Annotated in this window: 20 protein-coding genes; 7 read left to right on the top strand and 13 right to left on the bottom strand. The window is 26.5% G+C overall.

What is annotated here, in order from left to right; genetic code table 4:
• Positions 1 to 67 precede the first annotated feature (67 nt).
• The 7 genes from CG473_RS01595 to CG473_RS01565 form a co-directional block, all read right to left on the bottom strand.
• Positions 68 to 853, bottom strand: coding sequence for a hypothetical protein (locus CG473_RS01595; RefSeq protein ID WP_094254559.1), 786 nt, complete (start codon positions 851 to 853; stop codon positions 68 to 70).
• Complete coding sequence (locus CG473_RS01590) at positions 843 to 1,142, bottom strand: hypothetical protein (protein ID WP_133509967.1); 300 nt, start codon at positions 1,140 to 1,142, stop codon at positions 843 to 845. The genes CG473_RS01595 and CG473_RS01590 overlap by 11 nt, the downstream gene beginning before the upstream one ends.
• A gap of 401 nt (positions 1,143 to 1,543) precedes the next feature.
• A complete protein-coding gene (locus tag CG473_RS01585; RefSeq protein WP_166623178.1) occupies positions 1,544 to 2,989 on the bottom strand; it encodes a lipoprotein 17-related variable surface protein in 1,446 nt (481 codons plus the stop codon).
• A 243-nt stretch (positions 2,990 to 3,232) separates the two neighbouring features.
• A complete protein-coding gene (locus CG473_RS01580) occupies positions 3,233 to 4,249 on the bottom strand; it encodes a hypothetical protein (RefSeq protein WP_094254556.1) in 1,017 nt (338 codons plus the stop codon).
• A 235-nt stretch (positions 4,250 to 4,484) separates the two neighbouring features.
• Positions 4,485 to 6,191: an aspartate--tRNA ligase gene (gene aspS / locus CG473_RS01575; RefSeq protein WP_243720094.1), complete on the bottom strand. Its 1,707-nt coding sequence runs from the start codon at positions 6,189 to 6,191 to the stop codon at positions 4,485 to 4,487.
• Positions 6,175 to 7,419: a histidine--tRNA ligase gene (gene hisS, locus CG473_RS01570; protein WP_094254554.1), complete on the bottom strand. Its 1,245-nt coding sequence runs from the start codon at positions 7,417 to 7,419 to the stop codon at positions 6,175 to 6,177. Before hisS ends, aspS begins: the two co-directional genes overlap by 17 nt.
• 13 nt (positions 7,420 to 7,432) lie before the next feature.
• Entirely contained in the window at positions 7,433 to 8,266 is an 834-nt protein-coding gene (locus CG473_RS01565) for a hypothetical protein (protein ID WP_094254553.1), read from the bottom strand.
• A 167-nt stretch (positions 8,267 to 8,433) separates the two neighbouring features.
• On the opposite strand from CG473_RS01565, the gene CG473_RS01560 reads away from it, so the two are divergent.
• From CG473_RS01560 to CG473_RS01550, 3 genes are read left to right on the top strand one after another with little or no spacing between them, the layout of a single operon-like run.
• The gene (locus CG473_RS01560) at positions 8,434 to 9,528 is read left to right on the top strand and encodes a nicotinate-nucleotide adenylyltransferase (protein ID WP_094254552.1); all 1,095 of its coding nucleotides are present in this window, start codon (positions 8,434 to 8,436) and stop codon (positions 9,526 to 9,528) included.
• A complete protein-coding gene (locus tag CG473_RS01555) occupies positions 9,521 to 10,180 on the top strand; it encodes a phosphorylase family protein (RefSeq protein ID WP_094254551.1) in 660 nt (219 codons plus the stop codon). Before CG473_RS01560 ends, CG473_RS01555 begins: the two co-directional genes overlap by 8 nt.
• 5 nt (positions 10,181 to 10,185) lie before the next feature.
• Positions 10,186 to 10,878 carry a pseudouridine synthase gene (locus tag CG473_RS01550; protein WP_094254550.1) on the top strand — a complete coding sequence of 231 codons (693 nt, stop codon included), beginning with the start codon at positions 10,186 to 10,188 and terminating at the stop codon, positions 10,876 to 10,878.
• Here CG473_RS01550 and deoC read toward each other — a convergent pair.
• Together deoC and CG473_RS01540 are read right to left on the bottom strand one after the other, a co-directional pair.
• The gene (gene deoC, locus CG473_RS01545; protein ID WP_094254549.1) at positions 10,875 to 11,540 is read right to left on the bottom strand and encodes a deoxyribose-phosphate aldolase; all 666 of its coding nucleotides are present in this window, start codon (positions 11,538 to 11,540) and stop codon (positions 10,875 to 10,877) included. The two genes, CG473_RS01550 and deoC, sit on opposite strands and share 4 nt — an antisense overlap.
• Position 11,541: 1 nt before the next feature.
• On the bottom strand, positions 11,542 to 12,474 hold the full coding sequence (locus tag CG473_RS01540; RefSeq protein ID WP_094254548.1) for an ABC transporter ATP-binding protein: 933 nt from the start codon (positions 12,472 to 12,474) through the stop codon (positions 11,542 to 11,544).
• 148 nt (positions 12,475 to 12,622) lie between these two features.
• On the opposite strand from CG473_RS01540, the gene argS reads away from it, so the two are divergent.
• Positions 12,623 to 14,293, top strand: a complete 1,671-nt coding sequence (gene argS / locus CG473_RS01535) for an arginine--tRNA ligase (protein ID WP_094254547.1) — start codon at positions 12,623 to 12,625, stop codon at positions 14,291 to 14,293.
• Positions 14,293 to 14,829: a YbhB/YbcL family Raf kinase inhibitor-like protein gene (locus tag CG473_RS01530; protein WP_094254546.1), complete on the top strand. Its 537-nt coding sequence runs from the start codon at positions 14,293 to 14,295 to the stop codon at positions 14,827 to 14,829. The genes argS and CG473_RS01530 overlap by 1 nt, the downstream gene beginning before the upstream one ends.
• Before the next feature lie 93 nt (positions 14,830 to 14,922).
• Here CG473_RS01530 and CG473_RS01525 read toward each other — a convergent pair whose 3' ends face one another.
• The 4 genes from CG473_RS01525 to CG473_RS01510 all read right to left on the bottom strand — a co-directional run bounded on the left by CG473_RS01525 (position 14,923) and on the right by CG473_RS01510 (position 17,689).
• The gene (locus tag CG473_RS01525) at positions 14,923 to 16,188 is read right to left on the bottom strand and encodes a threonine ammonia-lyase (RefSeq protein ID WP_094254545.1); all 1,266 of its coding nucleotides are present in this window, start codon (positions 16,186 to 16,188) and stop codon (positions 14,923 to 14,925) included.
• Complete coding sequence (locus tag CG473_RS01520; RefSeq protein ID WP_094254544.1) at positions 16,188 to 16,589, bottom strand: RidA family protein; 402 nt, start codon at positions 16,587 to 16,589, stop codon at positions 16,188 to 16,190. The genes CG473_RS01525 and CG473_RS01520 overlap by 1 nt, the downstream gene beginning before the upstream one ends.
• A gap of 142 nt (positions 16,590 to 16,731) precedes the next feature.
• On the bottom strand, positions 16,732 to 17,460 hold the full coding sequence (locus CG473_RS01515) for a hypothetical protein (protein WP_094254543.1): 729 nt from the start codon (positions 17,458 to 17,460) through the stop codon (positions 16,732 to 16,734).
• Between the two features lies 1 nt (position 17,461).
• Complete coding sequence (locus CG473_RS01510; protein WP_094254542.1) at positions 17,462 to 17,689, bottom strand: hypothetical protein; 228 nt, start codon at positions 17,687 to 17,689, stop codon at positions 17,462 to 17,464.
• Positions 17,690 to 17,872: 183 nt separating this feature from the next.
• Between CG473_RS01510 and CG473_RS01505 the strand changes: the two genes are divergently transcribed.
• Together CG473_RS01505 and CG473_RS01500 are read left to right on the top strand one after the other, a co-directional pair.
• Positions 17,873 to 18,742: a thymidylate synthase gene (locus CG473_RS01505; RefSeq protein ID WP_094254541.1), complete on the top strand. Its 870-nt coding sequence runs from the start codon at positions 17,873 to 17,875 to the stop codon at positions 18,740 to 18,742.
• Entirely contained in the window at positions 18,742 to 19,209 is a 468-nt protein-coding gene (locus CG473_RS01500; RefSeq protein ID WP_094254540.1) for a dihydrofolate reductase, read from the top strand. Before CG473_RS01505 ends, CG473_RS01500 begins: the two co-directional genes overlap by 1 nt.

The raw sequence follows: 19,209 nt of genomic DNA, 5'->3' as shown, positions 1-19,209 counted from the left end.
ATTATTGTTACAAAGTAATTGCTATTAATTTAAAAATTTAGCTCAAAAAAACGTTTTAGTCAATATACTAAATATCATATTTTCGAATAACGATCCCTTTTTTAACTTCCGTTAAAGAGGAGAATCCGTTTATAACATCTTTCAATTGAAGATCATGATATATATGATAATATTCGTATAGATTTCTAAACACATTATCTACATACAATGAAACATCAATGTGATTAGAATTTAGGTTGTAATGTGATTGTTCATTAAAGTTACGATAAAAGTCGTTTTTATATTTATTTATTTTAAATTTTTTATCAAAGCTAAAAGTTGTTAATATTAAATTGTTTTCTTGAAAAAAATTCTTGTCATACCTTCAGATAAGAAAATTTAATAATCGGATATTATTTTGATTTGTAAATATGTAATTTCAATTAATTTTTTGATATAAAATATCCGTATTTTTTTCTGCTGAATAATCTAATATATTTTTGTTTTTGGATTCACTAGAAAAGTTTTGTTGTGTGTTATAAACTAATATTTGTTTTTGAATAAATTTAATTAATTCATCGTAACTTGAAATCACTATGTCTTGTGACTGATATAGTGTCCCATATTTAGTTTCATGTTCTATATCAGTGTAAGATAGATCGTAAATGTTTTCGTAAATTACTTTGACATTTTCTCTTTTTTTCTCATATTTATACTGACTACCATAATTAACAATAGTGTAGTCTTCGTTAAAATATGCTTTTTCATGGGGGAGCGGGTCATCAAAGTATGCACAACAACAAGAAGATAATAAAAATGATGAAGTAATACTTGCACAAACCGTAAAATTTTTAAAAAATTTCCTAAATTTCATTTATACCTTTATTTTTCACTAGATATGTGAAAGCAACTTCATGGTTGCTTCTAAATAAATTATAATCTACTACTTTTCGGTTATAAATTTGATCTCTTCGAATAATAAACCTATATCCAACTCCCGAATATGTATGGTGGTTTATTTTATCTACGTTACTATATCTTGAAGATGTGTATGCTACTGGCTTTCAAATTCGTTCATCTTGGTCATAATCTACGAGACCATTAAAATTTAAATTAGTCTCGTTTTCTTCAAAATCAATTTTTTTAGAGTTTGTTTTCATCATGAACAAATTATAATCTTTTATTTCCATGAACTTTGTACAACACAAAAATAATGAGTGAATTTAATTAATTTTTAATTTATTGTAGCTTTTTGATTATTCTTGACCGTGCTTTTAAATTCTAATATCTTATTCAAAAATGTTTGTTTATAGTTTTTTGAATTCACCCTTATTTATTTTAAAAATAATTATTTCAATATATCACTACATTAAATGTAAAAACTATATGTTGCCTCCTCTATTATTTCAATGATCATTTTTTTATCTTTGATGACTTATAAAAATATTAAGGATTTTAGGAAGATCATTTATATGTTTTTAAAGTTATAGTTTCAAAAATAAGAAAAGTGTTTAACAAAAAAATATTTTGTCAATAATTTAGAAAATATAGCAGATTTTAAAATTTATTCAACAAATTCTTCGTAAAGTTTTCCGTTTGCAATTTGTTGATTTCGCGGAGTTGAAAGATATCAACCGCCTCCACCATTTCTATGTAAACCGCCCACTAATATTTCACCAGTTGTACCATTTAGTTCTACTGAAATCGAAAATATTCTAAGTCTAAGAGCATTATATTTTCAAAGCAATTTTTCTTTAACTGCATCTATAGCCATAAATTTTCTAATTTTAACTTGATCTTCTGGATTGTTTTTGTTTAAAAGTCTTATATTAGTAAATTTAGCAATAGCATAATAACCCGTTTGGTTATAAATAAGTTTGCCTCATAAACCTCTAGAAATAATTGGATCAATACGTCTCATAATTGCATCTGGAGAATTGTTAAAATAATTTTCAAAGTCTTCTACATTTGAAAAATTATCATAAATTCCTGCACCTTCATCTTCAGACATTACGCTGTCGATTTGAGCCTGAATTTGTGCAGCATCACTTACAATACCTGTAAGTGTAGCTTTTGCTCTATTAATAGCATCAAATTCAGTTACCATTGTTCCATCATGATTAAAATATGTAACAACATTTCCGATAGTTTTTGATAGATAAAACTCAACATCCATAGTTGTTGCATCAGCATCGGTTTCAATTCTTTGTAAATTGAAAAACACATTATATCCATCTAAGGTAACTGGTGTATCGCTTAGAACTAAATTATTTTCTAAAACAGCATTGAATTTGTCAACTATATTATTTTGTTTATTTCACACAGATGTCAATGTAGATCTAGTAAAAGCAAGTTTATTTTGTGATTGATATTGTTGCACTTTTCAATTAGTTCTTTTTGTTCATTTGTCAAATCAAGATTTAGCAACTAAATCAACTTTTCTAAATCCACTAATAACTAAAGTAATTGGACTTGAAACTTGATTGTTTTTAGAAATAGTTACATTTTTAAATTCAATTGAACCTGTAGCATCATTAGGAGTAGGTTTTCCCAAAGTTATTATCGCACCATTATTAGCAATATTTTTTCTAATATCTCTTAATAAGTCATAAAAGTTTTGATAATTTACTTGTGATGCTATTTGTCTTTGCTTTGTGTGTGAGACTAAATTTTTTCATGATTGTAATTCTGATTTTAATGCTTCAACATCTTTTTTAGACTGTTTTTCATCCGGTATTGCAAAACCAGTTACAGTAATTGTTTTAGTTTCTGATTCTTCACTTCTAAGAATGCGTCCATCGATTCCATAATTAAATTTATCTAAACTGATTGATGTTAAAATATTAAGATCTAGTTTCTTGTTTTCGCCTTCATGTAGCTTAACAAGATATTTGTCAACAAAATTTACATCATCAGATTCAATAATTTTATCTGGAAGTGTTCCTAATTGAATTGCAGGAAAATATGAATTTACCTCATTTCTAGTTAATGTTGCTATTTTTGATTCCACATTATAATTTGGCAGAGTTCTAATAAAATCTTGAGCTGAAGTAGGTTCATTTATAAATAAATATCTTGAGCTTGTATCAGAAAAATACGTCTCAACTGCCTTAGAAATAAATCCGTAAAATGTTGTATTTTTTCCTGTAATTAATTTGTAATCACCACTATATGTTGTTCCATCATTTGAAACATATTTTTTGGTTGCAGTTTGATATAAAACAAATTGAATAGTTAAAAATCCAGTTTCTCCTTAATCTGCTTGATTTTCAAGAACTGCTCTTAATTCATATCCTTCAGGAATAGAAGGGATAGTTTCTTCATCATTTGTACTGAAAATTGATTCATATTTAGGTAAAAAATTGGTTACATCAAAAACTGAGATAAATCCCTTGAGATCTTGTGCAAACAATAATTCATTTACAGCTTCATTTGCTCTTTTATTAAATTCATTTTCCGAAACTAAAACTAAAGTATTCAATCTATCATATATTTCAATAATTACAGATGGATCTGCTTTTTTATCTAATATATTTTGACTTATCAACGGGCTTAATGTAATTTTCACATTTTTATTTACTAAACCATTAGTTAAAACTAATTCTAAAACTATTTCAGTTTCATCATTATTTTTTGGAGTAATTGCTTGTGCTTTTATTATCTTTGCCTGACCTAAATTAATTTTAAAACTAGATTCTAACTCAGATGTTAATGAATCAGTCAATGCTGCAATTGATACACTTTTAATTCACTTTTCATATTCTTGGGGCGATTTTTGGACCACCGTAGTTTTTGGACTAAAAATTTTATTATTTAATTTAGTAGCTATTTCATCTAAATTAAGATTTGGGTTTAGATCATTTATTATGTTACCTATTTCAATTTTCACTTCTTGAACATTTGAAGAATTTGGGTATGAGAGTTTTAATTGTAAAAAGACCAAACTACCTTCTTCTACAATAGTTGCTGATTCAATTTTTGCTAAATCACCTAAAGCGGTTGCGAATGTATTATCTAATATTTCACTTAAATTTTTGGTGATTTCAGTTTGATTTTGATTTTGAAGCTTATCAATAACACTAGAAAATTCCATTATTGATGTAAATTTTTTAGTGTTGATGGTTTTATTAGAAAAACCCCTTATTATATTTGATAAGGCTTCATTTGCTTTTTTAGTAATTAGTTCCTGACTACAAGAAACAGATGCTATTGTAGTAAAACCGGCGATAGTTGGTATAGCTATTGCAAATATAAATCTTCTCTTTTTCATACATCCTCTCGAGGCAATCTTGAAGCAATTATTGAAAAACCCTATTTGTTGTGTATATTATAAGAAAATATCGCCTTTATGTGTGAAAATATATTTAAAATATGTAAAAGTGGTTTTGAATAAAAAGTAACACATTATCAAAATTAATAACAAAATTTAATAATTGTCTATGAACCTTTTTTAAAAAATTTTGTTCGTAATATAAAAATAACTTCAATGTGTTGCAACATCAAAGTTATTTTTCAACAATTTTTAAGTTTAGTTCATCTAACTGTTCTAATGTGACTGTAGATGGTGATTCAGACAGTAAATCATCACCTTTTGCATTTTTTGGAAATGCTATTACATCTCTAATAGAATTTGATTTTGTGATGATCATCATGATTCTATCTACACCAAAAGCAATTCCTCCGTGAGGTGGTAATCCATATTTAAATGAGTTAATAAAAAAACCAAATTGATTTTGTATTTGTTGTTCGGCTAAACCGATACTTTCAAAAATTAAATTTTGAATTTTAGGATCATGTATCCTTTGGCTTCCACCACCAATTTCAAAACCATTTAAAACTAAATCATAAGCAAGTGCTTTGGTTTTTTCCATGTCAATTTTATTATTTACTAAAGTATTTGAATCGTACATAGTAAATGCATGATGCATTGGACCGTAAGTATTAGATTCATAATTATATTCAAATAAAGGTCAGTTTTCAATTCAACAAAAATTTAACTCGTTTTCATCTTTAACAAGTTTGAAAATATTATTTAATTCTACCCTAACTGCACCTAATGCCTGCTTTACATAATGATAAACATCATCAGCAACAACTAACACAGATCCTGATTCAAAAGATGATTTTAAAATTAAATTTTCAACTGTACTCAAATCTTTTTTAGCAAAATTTGATTTAGTTAATTCCTTGTTTTTGTAATTAAAATAAAATAAAATTTTACCTTTATTTTTCTGAACCACTTGTTCAAGAAAATTAAAAACAGTATTATCTATTTCTTTATCAAAAAATATTCCATTAATGGTTTTTTTAGAAGCAATAATATCAAATTTTGAATTTTTAAAAAAGTCAGAAATATCTTCAATTTTGTATTCGAAACGTAAATCGGGTTTATCTACTCCATAATTTTCAATTGCATAGTCATAATCCATTCTTTTAAAAGGAATTTTAATCGGATGACAAATTGCTTCAAAACTTTCTTTAAAAATTTTTTCAATTAAAGTTTTTATATATTCTGGATTTTTAAAACTAACTTCCATATCTAATTGAGTAAATTCTGGTTGACGATCTTTTCTTGAATCTTCATCTCTAAATACTTTTGCAAATTGGTAGTATTTTTCAAAACCAGAATTCATTAATAATTGTTTGTACAATTGTGGGCTTTGTGGCAGAGAGAAAAAATGACCTTTTTTTCTTGTTGGTACTAGAAAATCTCTGGCACCTTCTGGTGTTGATTTTGACAATAAAGGCGTTTCAATTTCTAAAAAACCATGAGAATCTAAGCTTCTTCTTAATGCACTAAAAAACTTAGATCTTAAAGTTAATTTTTGGTGCATTGAAGGTTTTCTTAAATCTAAATATCGATACTTTAATCTTATGTCTTCTTTTGAATTATCTTCATCATTTATTTGAATTGGTAAATCATCAGATTCATTTATAACTTGTATTTCTGAACCATTTATTTCCCATTTACCTGTTGGTATTTGGTCGTTTGATGTTTTTCTTTTTTGTAGAACTCCAGTTATTTTTAGTACTGATTCGGGTTTAATTTTTATTTCCAAATCATTGAAAACAACTTGAATTATTCCGGATTGATCCCTCAAATCTACGAATGTTAATTTTCCAAAATTTCTGACTGTTTGAGCTCAACCATAAACTGTTATTTTTTTATCAATTAATGTTTCATTAATTTGACCATTATTTAATTCTTTCACTTTGCTCCTCAATTATTTTTTTTATTTCAAAAACGGATGTTGTTTTTGAAATTTTATACACTTCTTTTGTTAATAAATTTTTTAATATATATGAATTTTGAAGTGCGTCAAAATACAATATTAAATCTGCATTTTTTATTTCTTTGTATCTAAATGCTTTGTTGTGATTTATTATTTTTTCAACATACGAATAATTTAAATTTCTAAACAAATTTCTATATTCAATAATATTTTCTAACTCTAATTCATTTGTTGCATAAGCACATATTTTCAATTGTCTTTTTTGATTTAAATTTATTAAATCCATCAATCTTTCTAGACCAAAAGCAAAACCTATTCCCTGGATGTTTTCTCCGCCTAAATCTGACAGCAGATTCGAATATGCTCCACCAGCTAATAAAGTTAACTCTGTTTCGTTATCTACAAACTCAAAAACTATATCAGTGTAATAGTCAATACCTCTTACAAGACGGTAATCAATTTCAACTTTTATTTCTTGATGATATTCTTGGATTTTATTTTTAATAAATTCAAGAATAACAATTTCTTCACCACTAATATAGTCTTTTATAAGCGGTGCTTGTTTAACAAAATCTTTTTGCATTTCAATTTTATCGTCCAATATTCTAAGAGGATTTTTGTCCAGTCTTTTTAGTGAAATGGGTTCAAGCATAGATTTGAATTTTTGAAAGTATTCTTTTAATTCATTTATGTACTTTCTACGTTGTTCAAAAGAACTTAGTCAATTAATTTTAATTTTAAAATTATTTAAATTAATTTTTTTAAGAAAATCTAAAGCAAGAAATAAAACTTCATATTTATATTTTGTGTCTAAATCTGATACCCATTCTAATCCACCTTGATAAAATTGTCTATATCTACCTTTTTGTGGTCTTTCGTATCTAAACATAGGTCCAAAATAAAATTTACGAAAAGGAAACGTTTCTTTAGATTCTAATAGTGCTCTTAATACTGGGGCAGTACCTTCAGGCCTTAGAGCGAAATTACGATTCGATTTATCTTGAAATTCATAAAGTTCTTTATTCACTATGTCGCTATTTTCGCCACTCGTTCTTTTAAATAATTCTGAATTTTCAAAAATAGGTGTTTCAATAAATGAAAAACCATATTGATTAGAAATTGATTTAAAGGACTCATAGATAAATTGGTATTTTTCTGAATCAATACCGATAAAATCTGAAGTACCTTTAGGTTTAATGTATTTCATTATTATCCTTATATTAAATTAATGTAAGAACTAACATTGCTACTGATGTAATTAGTCCTAGAAAAAATACAAAATGAACAATTGAAAAGTTTAATGAAAATAATTTGTATTTAACTTTGTATTTTCATCTTGGATTTATTGGTTCATGAAAATAAAATTCTCTAAAAAATAAAACTTTAAAATTTAAAAAATCTTGGTCTGTAAAAAAATCTGGAATCTCAGCTGGCAAATTTTCAATTTTATTATCTAAAAATTTCAAAATTTGCGCTTCTTTAGAAAAAGAAAATTTAACATTTTTTTGCGACCAGAAATTACCAAAATACTCTTTTATCCATTTATTTTTATATGCCATTATTTTATTAACTTTAAATAAAAAGTAAAGACTTATCAATACAAAAAACAAAAGTCCTAAAGCTATTACTAAGTATATTGTTGTGTTATTTGTTTCTTGAACTCTATTACCTGTGAATAAATAAGCAATTATAAAAAACATCATAGTTAATAAAGAAACTGTTGATATTCAAAGGTAAAAAAGATAACTTTTTTTCGAAAATGTTTTTTTAAAAATATTCCCTTCTTGTTTATTTACTGAAAAAAGTCTTTGCATCATTCTAAATAATTGTAACTTTGCTGAATCATCACCGTTATTATAAGAATTGTAAAAATCAGATTTAGTATCTCAATTTGAAATTCTTGCTTTTTCAGGACGTTTTAAACTTGCTTCAGAATCTGGTGATTTAAGTCATTCAAACTTTAAAATAAACTCATTTTCATCAAGTAATTGTAATTTTTTTTCAACTTGCGCTAAACGCTCTTGTCTTGAAATTTTTTTTGATTTTCTTGCCATATTAGAAAATTATAACAACTATTATATAATCACATTAATAATTGCCAATCATATAATTGTGAATTTTATAGTTACAAAATTTTTCATTAACATTAAAAATAAAAAAATAATTGCGCAATTAGCATATTTTTGGTAATATGAACTATTTATAATATAAAATTTAAAGAATGTCCGTAAAAGAGAAAGTGATTATATTTGGTGGTACCTTCGACCCAATTCATTTTGGCCATTTAAAAATGGCAGAATATGCTAAATCAGAAATTAAACCTGATCGTTTTATTTGGTTGCCAACAGGTACAAATCCTTTCAAAAAAGGTAAAAAAATAACCACTTCGGAACATCGTCTTAAAATGCTAAAAATGGCAATTGACAAAAATGATGAAATTTCAGAATTTGAAACTAATCGTAGGACAATCAGTTACACAAAAGATAGTATTAAATATTTTAAATCTATATACCCAAATGCTGATATTTATTTTTTAATCGGTAGCGATTTATTAACAAGATTACATAAATGAGAAGAAATTCAATGGATTTCAGAACAAGTTACACTGCTAGTTGCTAGAAGGAGTAGTCGAATTTCAAAAGTAAATTTAAAAAAATATAATGCAAGGTTATTGAATAATGAAGTAGTAGAATTTTCTTCAACTGATGTTAAACATGGTATTTATGATTTAGTTCCAAATAACGTGCAAAAATATTTTGCAAAAAATTATTTGTACTTAGAAGAATATCTGAGGAAGTGTTTGTCTGTAAAGCGCTCAAAACATTCTTTTGCAACAGCTGAATTTGCCGGACAATTGGCAAAGGATAATGGTTTAGAGTGAAATACTTCTTATTATGCAGGACTGCTTCATGATGTTGCAAAAGAATGAGAAAATGATGTACATCGTGAATTGATTAACAAATATTATGATATTAAATTTGAAAATTTAGAAACTCACAAATATCATCAAATATCCGGTGCTCTTTGATATAAATATATTTATAAAGGTGAAAATGAAAAAATTTATAAAGCAATTTTAAATCATACTACTTTAGAAAATACACCTTTGTCTATCGAAGATAAAATTGTCTTTATTGCAGATAAAATATCAGAAGGAAGAAAATTTAATGGTATTCAAAAACTTCGAAATCTTGTTAAATCAGATTTAGAAAATGGTTTTAAATCATTGCTAAAAATAAACTTGAATTTTCTAAAAGAAAAAAATGTGGCATCAGAAAAAATTATTGCTCATTATGAAAGGCTGATAAATGGCTAAAAAAACATTACATATAATTGTTGCTGACAGAATGGAAATTGAAATAATTAGTCAAAGTGGTTTTGCTAAAGTTAAAGTAGAAGATAGCAAAATTAGAAAATATTATTTCTTAGAAAAAGGTGACGTTACTTTAATTTTAGTTTGGTCTAAAATAGGTCTTACTAATGCCGCGATGACTGCGCAAGATATGATCTCAAGATATAATCCGAAAATTATTTATAACTATGGAGCAGTTGGTTCAATTAGAAAAGAAGATTTGGGAAAAATTTTTATAATAAGTGAAGCATCATACGGAGATGTTGAAACTCCTTGATATCCTTTAGGGCAAATTCCAGGTGAAAGTCGCAACTATCCACTTTTTCATAATTTTAGAAGATCATTACCTAAAGCAAGAATTGCTTCTTTAAATTCATTTGTTTCTGAATTTGAAAGAGCAATGTACATTTCTCAAATTTTAACAACAACTCTTTTTGACATGGAAACTGCTGCAATAGCACAAGTTGCTTTAGCAAATAAAACTGCTTTTACTTCTGTAAAAGCTGTAAGTGACGTTATAGATTTGAATAAAAAAGTTTCTAACGAACAAATTAACGCTAATATTAAGCAAGCTGCAGAATTAGCGTTTCCCGCTTTATTAAAAATTGCAATTTAATCAAAATGAGGATTCAAAAATTTCTAGCTAAAGCCGAAATTGCATCATTGAGAAAGTCTGAAATTTATATTAAACAGGGTTTGGTTAAAATCAATGACGAAATTGCAGCAATTGGTCAAAAAATCAATCCAAATGATAAAGTTTATTTTAAAAATAGACTTGTTATTTTTAAAAATACAAAAGAATACTATATTCTAAATAAACCAAAAAAATATGTGACAACAACTAGCGATAATTTTAATCGTCCTATTGTTGTTGATTTGATAAATACAAAAAGCCGAATTTATCCTGTAGGAAGATTAGATTATGACACTACAGGTCTTTTAATATTAACTAACGATGGTGATTTAACTTATAAATTAACTCATCCCAAATTTGAAATTGAAAGAGTTTATATTGCTACTTTAGATACTAATTTAAATGAGCAAGAAATGGAATTAATAAATTCAAATCATTTTAAAATTAACCAAAAAATATCTAAGCAAAAAGTTGAAAAAATTAGCGATCGAAAATATAAGGTGATAATAAGTCAAGGTTGATATCATCATGTTAAAAGAATGTTTGCTGAATTCAATAAAAAAGTTATTGAATTAGAAAGAGTTAAATATTCTTTTTTAGAAATTGGTTCTTTAAAAATTGGTGAATATAAAAAACTAACTCCAGATGAAGTTAGTCGGTTAAAAAAATTGTTTGATTAATAGTCGTTTTTATTAGTTTCTTCTTTTTTCATTAATTTAACACCGCTTGATGTTCCGATTCTTGATGCACCTGCTTCAACCATTTGCACTAAATCTTCATGTGTTTTAACACCACCAGCTGCTTTAATTTGAATTTTATTACCTACAACTTTTTTCATAGTTTTAACATCATCAAGTGTAGCACCTCTAAAACTAAAACCTGTACTTGTTTTAACAAATTCTGCACCTGATTTTAATACTATTTCAGTTGCTTCAATAATTTCATGTTGAGTTAATAAAGCTGTTTCAATAATCACTTTCAAAACATGGTTTCCAATTGCTTTTTTAACTGACTTAATATCATTTAAAACATATTCAAATTCTTTATCTTTTAATTTTCCAATATTAATAACCATGTCAATTTCACTTGCTCCATGATCAATAGCTAATTTAGCTTCTTGAGCTTTAGCTTGTGTGATCATCGCACCAAGCGGAAAACCGATTACAGAAGTAATTCCAACTTCTGAATTTTTTAGTTTAGAAGCTGCATAAGCTACTCAGGATGAATTAACACAAATTGTTTTAAACTTTCACTCAATTGCTTCTTCAATCAATTTATCAATATCTTTTTGTCTAGCTTCTGGTTTTAAATATGTATGATCAATTAATTTATTATATTCCATTTTATTCAACCTCCATTGCAATGTTGTAAACATCTTGCAATTTTCTTTCTTTTTTCTTAAATTCTAACATTTCAATCTTATGTGAAATTATTTCTGATTGCAAACTTAAAACAGCTGATGAATCTAATGTTTCAATTTTAAATTCATTATCTACATTTTCAAAAGCAATACCTAATTTTGTTAATAATTGTTGCATATTTTCGATGTGATCATTATTAATTAATATTGTATAACTATTGCCTTCTTTTTGGCTTTTTCCATCCAAAACACCGGTAGAAACAATTTTCCCTTCTTTGAATAAAATGTATTCATCAATATATTGTTCTAATTCAGATAATATGTGTGAAGAAATAAATACAGTTTTCCCTTGTTTTTGAATTTGCTTTAAATATGTGAAAAATTCGTATCTACTACTTGGATCTAAATTTGCCGCTGGTTCGTCAAGGACTAAAATATCTGGTTCATTTATTAGAGCTTGAATTAATAGTAATCTTTTCTTTTGACCACTTGATAATGATTTAGCTTTTCTATTTTTGTATTGATCCATTTTAAATTCGACAAGGTTCTTTTCGATTTTTAATTTTGCTTCATTAGTTTTAATTCCGCTCATCAAAGCTGAATAATATAAGAATTGATAGACAGTTTGTTTTTCAGCAAATATTTCAGCTTCCGGAACATAACCTAGGTTGTATCTTGATGTTGGTATTTTATTTGAAATTGAATTAATTTTTATTAAACCTTGAAAAGATGGATACGCACCAATAATACATCTAATTAATGTAGTCTTTCCTGCGCCATTTGGTCCAATAAAACCATAAAATTTACCTTTTTTAAGATTTAATGTTTTAATGTCAATTTCAAATTTATCCTTTTTGGAATGTTTGTATTTTAAATTAGAAATTTCTAATGTGTAATTTGAAACGTTTTCTGACATGCCTATAATTATATATATAATTTAATTATTATTTATATGATAATAAATTTCACAAATTTTTAGTGAAACTTTAGTATGAATAACGATATGTAAAATAATCAATATTTGACTTTAAAATATACAACTAAATAACTATAAAGGCGGAATTATGGAAATAAAATCAATGATCAAAAAGGAACTAAATTTAATTATTGAAAATCTTTCAAAAAAATACAACATCGATTTACCTGATAATTTGAATTATCAATTAAGCGAAAGTAAGTTACCAGATAATTTAAACGATGAAAAAGTTTACTATCATCTTGCAACTAACTTAGCAATGATTTTAACAAAATCTTTCAAATTAAATCCTCATGAATTAGCTCAAATTTTAAAAATTGAATTAGATAAAAGCTCAATAATAGATCGTGTCTTAATAAGTAAACCTGCATTTATAAATATTAAATTAAGTAATGATTTTTTAATTTCTTCATTAAATAAAACTCTTGCTAATTCCGATAATTTTGGTAAAGCTAAAATTAATAATATAAAAATTAATAATGAATTTGTGAGCGTTAATCCAACAGGTTTTTTACATTTTGGACATGCAAGAGGGGCTGCATATGCAGATAGTTTAAGTAAGATTTTGAAATACCAAGGTTATGATGTTGAATCTGAATATTATATTAATGATGCTGGTAATCAAATTGATATTTTAGCTATTTCTACTTTCGTAAGATATATTGAATTGTTGAAAGAAAAGAATTTAAGTGTTAAGAAATTTGAAATGCCTGAAGATTCTTATAGAGGTGAAGATATTAAAATTTTTGCTAAAGATTTATTTGATGAATTTAAAACTGAATTTGAAAATGAAGATTTAAATTCAATAACCAAAAATAAAAAATTTAAAGATGCAGCCATAAAAATAGCATTACACTATATAAAATCTGACCTTAAGATTTTTAATGTTCATCATGACACTTGATTTAGTGAAAGAAGTATTGAAAAAGAATTGATCGAAAAAACTATTGAAAAAATGGAAAATCATGTTTATTCAAAAGATGGAGCATTATTTTTGAAAACATCAGAATTTGGAGATGATAAAGATAGAGTATTAATTAAATCAGATGGTTCACATACATACTTTTTACCGGATATAGCTTATCACAATATTAAAGCATCAAAATCTGATAAGATGATTGACTTTTGAGGAGCTGACCACGGCGGCTATGTAAGAAGAATGCAAATTGCAATGAAAATATTAGGTAGAGATTTAGATAAATTCTCTATTGAAATTATTCAATTAGTTCGCTTATTAAAAAATGGCAGCGAATATAAAATGTCTAAAAGGGCTGGTACAGGAATTTTTTTACGTGATATGATCGAATTAACTAGTGTAGATGCAGTTAGATGATTTATGGTATCAAGAGATATTAACAGTCCATTAGATTTTGATCTTGATTTAGCTAATTCAAAAAGTGATGAAAATCCTGTATATGGAGTCCAATATGCTTTTGCAAGATCTAATTCTTTATTAGAAAAAAGTAATGAAGAACAATATAATGCTAATCATATTCTTAGTGAAAAAGAGCAAAAATTATTAATGCAAATTTTTGAATTTCCGCATGTATTAAAATCAATTGCAACTAATTACAAAGTTAATTTACTTGCCCCTTATTTAATTGACTTGAAAAACATTTTTAATTCTTTTTATGCTGAAGAAAAAATCATTAATAGTGAAAATGAAGCTTCAAAATTGGCGCTTGTTAAATTAACAAATATTGTATTTTCTAAAGCGTTAAAATTAATAGGTGTTAGCACACCAAAAAGAATGGGATAATGAAAATATATTCTAATAGCCAAGTTAACGGCATATTCAAAAAAGAAATTGGTAAATACAATTCTGTTTCTAATTTAGGAGTTAATCCACATTTGCAATGAGATGAAATAGAAGGTGCAAAAGAATATGTTTTGATGATGATCGATTATGATTCAACTAGAACACTTGGATTTCCTTTGATACATTGATTATGTTCAAACATAAAAACAAATTACATTAATGAAAATTCTGATTTTAAAAAATTAAAAATTACTATGGGCGATACATTCCGCTCTAATAAGGGTTTGCATTTTCCATCTATATTACCTAATTCATTGGTTTTAGAGCCATCTAATGTTTATATTGGTCCTGGTCCAAGTGATCATGATCATTATTACACTATTAAAATTTGAGCAGTTGATATCGAATTAAATATGGAATCTGGCTTTAAACTAGCTGATGTTAGAAGAAAAATGAGAAATCATATTTTAGATTCTGGGGAAGTTGAATTTAAATATTACAAAAATATTTTAGACTATGAAAATTTGAATAAGTAATTATTAGTGAAATTTTCAATTACACACATTTATCATTTCGTGATTTTTGTATTAAAAAAAGGATTCAACTGAATCCTAATTTTTATTGAACAATTAATTAATTTCAAAAATTGGTGAGTAGATAATTTTTTCTTTTTCAAAAGCCTTTGTGACTTTTTCAATTGCGCCATGACTAGTTGTAAATAATGAACAAGTAACCATTCCATATTGAATATTATGTTTTAAATCAACACCGCTGTTTGTATAAAACTTAACGCTATTTGCAATTAATATTTCTAAAATCTTTCCATAATTGCTTTTAGTAATATTAATTTTTAATGCCTGATGTAATTTCTCGCGGTTTAATGTATTAAGCATATGGTTGATCAATTTATCATTATCAACATTTCCGCCCGATGCAATAGCAACAATATTTTCGCCTGGTTTAAAATCAAACTTTTTGTATATTACTGAAGCAGCAGCTACTGCTCCTGCACCTTCTACAACTGTTTTAGTTTCACTTAATATATGTGTTATAGTATCTTGAATTTCAGTTTCATTAACTAAAACTATTTCATCTACTAAAGATAAAATCATTTGGTAATTAACTAAACCTGGTCTTTTAACTGCTATACCATCTGCTATTGTAGGTTTATATAAAGAAGGGTCAAGAATTTGTCATTCTTTATTTTTTATGGCATTGTAAACAGATGGTACATTTTCACTTTCAACACCAATTATTCTAATTTCTGGTTTAAATGTTTTAGCTGTTAAAGCAATACCAGCTATTAATCCTCCGCCACCAATAGGAACAACAATAGTATCAACATCATCTAAATCATTAAATATTTCTAGAGCAATTGTGCCTTGACCTGCAATTACTGAAATGTCTTCATATGGTGGTATCATAACTAAATTTCTTTCTTTACTTAGTCTAATAGCTTTTTCTAGTGCACTATCAAAAGTATTATCTCCACTAAAAATTACTTCACCACCATATTTTCTAGTGTTATTAACTTTTGTAAGTGGGGCATTATCAGGCATTACTATATAACTTTTTATCCCAAATTCAGTTGCAGCTAAAGCAACACCTTGTGCATGATTACCAGCACTAGCTGCGATTACACCTTTTTGTTTTTCTGCATCACTTAAATTCAAAATTTTATTTAAAGCACCGCGCACTTTAAATGAATTGACTGGCTGAGTATTTTCTAGTTTTAAATAAAAGTTTATACCTAGTTGATTTGAAAAACTATAAGCCTTCACTGTTGGTGTTGGCTTTAAATATTTTGACATTTCTCGATTAGCTTTTATAATATCTAAAAGACTAATTTGCTTATTTCACAAATTTTCATTTGCTAGTGATTTATCTATCTTCATTATTTAACTGCAATTGCTTCAATTTCAACAATTGCATCCTTTGGTAATGCTGCAACAACAACAAATGCTCTTGCCGGTTTATGTTCTTTCATAAATTTTGAATATACTTCATTAATGTATCCAAAATTTTCTGCTTGACTATAATTTAAACTTAAGTAAATATTTACTTTGACTAAATTGTTAATCGTATATTTTGCTTCGAGTAATATTTGTTCAATGTTTCACAGTGCTTTTGTAGTTTGTTCTATTAAAGCTTCTTTAGATCTTAATTTTAAAACATCAATATTATCTTCGTTTGTCAAACCTAATTGACCAGATATATACAGTGTATTATTTGCTTCGACAGCTTGCGAATAATGGCCAAGCGGTTGTCTTGCTTTTTTTGAATTAATAAGTTTCATATTTCTCCTAAAATTTATATATCTAAATTATATTATTTAAAAATCGATATGTCACAAGTACATATCAATCTGGAAAATATTTTTTGAAAAAGTTATTAGTTACAAAAAAGATTATTTTTAAAAGTATAAATGTCTTTCTTATTTATCTATCAATAATAATTTCAACATTATTAGTTACTGCTTGAAGTTTTTGCGATACTTCTTTTGAAACAATGATAAAACGATAACTAGTAAAATCAACAATTGCAGTATGAACATTTTTGGTTCACCATTTTGTTGAAGAAAGCTCTTGAACCTTAATTGTTAGGACTAATTTTTCTCCACTAATCATGATCGAGTTATAAAAAGAAATATTTTTTTCAGGTTCAGTAAATTCTGGACCAGTTATTGTAATTAAGGTAGGAAGAATAAGTAAGGAATATTTTTCAAAATCAAATTCATTCAATTGTTTGCTCACCGTTTTATTTTTAAGAGAAATATCTGTTGAATTATTAATTTTTAAATTACGTTTATCAAATCAGTTTGAATAGTCTAATTTTTGATCAAATAAAAGTACTTTTTGATTAAACTGTCTTGAATTTTTCGCCCGATTATTTCAAAAATTGTCATTGCCATCAGTATCTCAATGTAATTCAGAAGTATTATAAACTTCAAAATTATCAAGCCATGTATATTTAGATTGATCAGAAAATGTTCTAATAGAAAATCTGGTTAGAGAATTATAAGTACTACCTCCTTCATATGTAAGCTTAATAATTCCATGATGTTCAAAATTGGTTGATGTATTTTCTTCATAAGCAAATGCACAGCTTGAAAGTGTTGCAACTGCAAGTAGAGGGATACTTAGTATTAACTTTTTTATTTTTTTCATATTAATTTAAAAAATAAGAGTAATAACCCTCGACCGCATAACTTTTCAAATTCTTTTTTTGAGCAATGATGTCAACAGAATAATAACCATCAGTAGGGGCGATAAATTCGACTGTTTCTTTGTTATTTTTTTTACTATTTGACGAAGCATACACTTTAGCATTTGAGCAATAGATTTCAAATATAAATGTAGCCATTAAATTAAAGATTTTTTCAAATTTTTTTACCATTATTTACCTCATGTATATTTTACTCATTTACAAATTAAGATTATTGAATGAGCAAACTCTAAAGTAAGACAATATATTTAATATATAATTTTTAAGTGAAATAATTACTTATTTGATCTTATTAAATACACGATAAAAATAAGCGCAATTTGATTTTAATTTATTATAAAAACAGGAGAAATAATGCAAGAATATTTAAACTTACTAATGCACATTGAAAAAAATGGGTCCACTAGAGAAGATAGAACAGGAACTGGTACAAAGGGAGTTTTTGGTACACAAAGCCGTTATGATTTAAGACAAGGTTTTCCTTTGCTTACAACTAAAAAAATGGCTTGAAAAGCAATTGTGCACGAATTATTATGATTTATTAGCGGATCAACCAACATTAAATATCTAGTAGATAACAATGTAAGAATTTGAAACGAATGGCCATATGAAGCATTTAAAAAATCAGCGGATTTTAAAAACGAATCACTTGAAGAGTTTGCCGAAAAAATTAAAAGTGATTCAAAATTTGCTGAAAAACATGGAAATCTTGGACCAGTTTATGGTAAACAGTGACGAGATTTTGGTGGAGTAGACCAAATTCAAAAAGCTATAGATGACATTAAAAATAATCCCTTTAGTAGAAGAATAATTGTTTCAGCATGAAATCCGCCTTTAGTAGATAAAATGGCTCTTCCGCCATGTCATGCTTTTTTTCAGTTTTATGTTTCTGCAAATTCTGAACTATCATTACAACTTTATCAAAGAAGCGGTGACGCTTTTTTAGGTGTGCCTTTTAATATTGCTTCATATTCTTTATTGTTAAGTATGGTAGCTCAAGTAACTAATTTAAAAGTTGGTGAATTTATTCACACAATTGGTGATGCACACATTTATTCAAATCATCACGAACAAGTAAATGAGCAATTAAGTCGAAAACCACTTAGTTTACCTACTTTAAAACTTAATCCAAAAATTAAAAATTTATTTGACTTTAAAATCGATGATATTGAATTAGAAAATTATGAATCTCATTCTGCAATCAAAGCGAAAGTAGCTGTTTAATGATTAAATTAATAGTAGCAACAGCAGAAGATAATTTAATTGGTCAAAATGACAAAATGCCATGAAATATTAAAAGTGAATTTGACCATTTTAGAAATACAACGCTAAATCATTCTCTATTATTTGGGCGTACTACTTTTTTGGGTTTACCAGCTAAATTACCTAAAAGAGTGCATTATGTTTTATCACCAGAAGATGTAGAAAACGCTGATTTTACAATCCATAACGAAGAAGAATTATTTGCTCTATTTAAAAAATTTGAAAATTCTAGTGAAATTCTTTTTATAAGTGGCGGAAAAAGCATATACGAAAGATATGCAAAATTTGCTCAAGAAATTATTTTATCTAGAGTTAAAGGTAAATTTGAGGGCAATGTTTATCTTGATACAAGTTTTTTAAATAATTTTAAATTAGTAAGAGTTGATGAGAATCTAGATTTTAATGTTGAGTATTACAAAAGAAAGTAG

The sequence above is a fragment of the Mycoplasma testudineum genome (genome assembly GCF_002245785.1).
GTDB classification, from domain to species: domain Bacteria; phylum Bacillota_I; class Bacilli_A; order Mycoplasmatales; family Metamycoplasmataceae; genus Mycoplasmopsis_B; species Mycoplasmopsis_B testudinea.
The sequence above is the reverse complement of the archived record's forward strand: the minus strand, read 5'-3'. Positions and strand labels throughout refer to the sequence as shown.